4 protein-coding genes are annotated in these 1,979 nt (G+C 60.5%); 1 reads left to right on the top strand and 3 read right to left on the bottom strand.

The annotated features are described in order from the left end of the window. Positions 1-378 (bottom strand): GNAT family N-acetyltransferase (locus AB4Z11_RS30405; RefSeq protein WP_442029719.1); only part of this gene is annotated, 378 nt, incomplete at its 3' end. A gap of 68 nt (positions 379-446) precedes the next feature. On the opposite strand from AB4Z11_RS30405, the gene AB4Z11_RS30400 reads away from it, so the two are divergent. Further along, complete coding sequence (locus AB4Z11_RS30400) at positions 447-1,217, top strand: substrate-binding periplasmic protein (protein ID WP_442029717.1); 771 nt, start codon at positions 447-449, stop codon at positions 1,215-1,217. On the opposite strand, the gene AB4Z11_RS30395 is transcribed toward AB4Z11_RS30400, so the two are convergent. Then, positions 1,214-1,567: a hypothetical protein gene (locus AB4Z11_RS30395; RefSeq protein ID WP_442029715.1), complete on the bottom strand. Its 354-nt coding sequence runs from the start codon at positions 1,565-1,567 to the stop codon at positions 1,214-1,216. The two genes, AB4Z11_RS30400 and AB4Z11_RS30395, sit on opposite strands and share 4 nt — an antisense overlap. Positions 1,568-1,657: 90 nt before the next feature. Then, on the bottom strand, positions 1,658-1,979 hold a 322-nt coding region (locus AB4Z11_RS30390; RefSeq protein WP_442029713.1), incomplete at its 5' end, for an antibiotic biosynthesis monooxygenase family protein.

Below are 1,979 nucleotides of genomic sequence, written 5' to 3'. Positions count from 1 at the left end.
GTTGTGGCGTGCAAACATCGCCGCTACCGCATCGCGGAACAGACGGCGTCCCCAGCCCGTGCCGCGCGTGGCGGGATCGACCACCATGGACGAGATATACACTTCCTCCCCGTCCAGCCGGTGCAGTGCGCCCGCGCTATGGTCCCGCGCAAACTTCGCGGCCGGAGCGGCGGGGTCAAAGGCCCAGAACTCCGCGCATAGATAACCGAGCAGGCGCCCTTCTTCGTTGTCCAGCACCCAGCAGCCATCCGGCGCGGCAGCAAGTCTTTCGGCGAAAGTAATATCGGTTTCCTGAATGTCGGCCGCGAATCCTGCACGCTCAAGGCGCATGATTTCGGGCAGGTCGGCGGGTGTGGCGAGGCGCAGTTGCAAATTCATAGGTGCTACTTTACCAGCCCGATCGCCGGGAGTAGTATCAAACGATGGTTTCACGGTTACGCCCCATCATGGCGGTGCTGTTGCTTGTATTGGCTCTGCCATGCCGCAGCGAATGCGGCAAACTCGTGCTGTCGGCCGATCCCGACTATCAACCCTTGCATTGGTATGACGGCGAACGATTGCGTGGCGCCAGTATTGACCTCGCGACGCACATTCTCGACGACCTGAAGATTCCCTACGAAGTGCGCTATCTCGGGCCATGGAAACGCGTGCTGGCGGTGGCTGCTTCAGGCGGCATCGACATGGTCGCGACACTCAAAATGCTGCCCGAGCGCGAAGCTTATCTCAGCTACGTGCGCACCCCGGCCTTTCCCAATCCCGTCGCCGTGTTCATCAACCGCCAGCACAGCTTCGTCTATCACCACTGGGGCGACCTGGTCGACAAGCGGGGCGGCGTGGCGCTCGGCAACCGCTTCAGCGCCGAATTCGACAAGTTCGCCGAAGGGAACCTGCACCTCGAGGAAGCCGGCAATGCAGACACCAATTTCAGAAAGCTGGCCGCGGGCCGCATCGATTACGTGATTACCGGCCTGCTCACGGGCGAAACCTGGCTTGCCCGCCACAGGCAGAGCGAGCACTTCGTGGCCGTGCGCCCCTTCATCACCGAAGACAAAAACTACTTCGCCTTCGTCAAAGGCAGTCCCTGCGGACAATATGCCGAGGCCTTCGAAGCCCGGCTAAAAGAATTGGTGAAGGCGGACGTCAACCTGCACATCCTGAATATGCACCTGATGCAGCTGGACATAAAACTGGACAGCGCGACGCTGTCCCGGCGTTAGTCCTTGCGCTGGCACTCCTTGGCCACGCTGCGCACCGTGAAGTCATTCACCTTTTCGCCCTCGGCGACGACCTTCAGGCAAGTGCCGTCGTAAGCGACGAAATACAGGGTGCAGGCCGGTCGGTCCACGGTGCAGGAACGCAGCTCGGGATATTGCAGCTGCAACTGCTGTTCCCATGCCGAGTCGGCCTTGCGGTGGTCTGGACGCCAGCCCGCGTCGATCACTTCCTTGCGGGCTTTCGCATACTTCAGGCCGACCAGACTGTCCCACATGCCTGGTTGGGCGGTCGTGGCAAAAGCCACGGTGGTGGCGCCGCACAGCAGCGCCAAGGCCAGAGTTTTCTTGATCATGTCCCAGTATTGATTGTTTTATGGCTTTGATTATGCCATGGGGAAATAATTTACACAAAAACAATGGTGCGAAAAAGAAACACTTTGCGGTCAGGGGGTAAAGAACTGCCCGATCGCGCGTTCACCGGCGGTCAGCGCCTCGCAGCGCGCATCCAGGGCGGCGTACTCTTCGGCAAAGCGGGTTTTGAAGGTTTCGAAATCGTCCTGGCTGAGCCAGTGGTCGATGGTGAGGAAGCGTTCCGGGTCGGTGGCATCCTGTAGCAGCTCGGTGCCGAGATAGCCCTCGCCGCGCGCGAACAAATGCGCCCAGCTGCCCTCCGGACCATAGTGGCTGGCGAATTCGTCCCGCGCGCCCTCAGGCACGCGAAACTCCCAGATGGTTTGGAATTCTGGCGTATCCATGGCCCCCATC

Source organism: Pseudoduganella sp. RAF53_2 (genome assembly GCF_052113985.1).
Taxonomy (GTDB): domain Bacteria; phylum Pseudomonadota; class Gammaproteobacteria; order Burkholderiales; family Burkholderiaceae_D; genus Rugamonas.
This window is presented reverse-complemented; position numbering and strand designations above follow the sequence as displayed.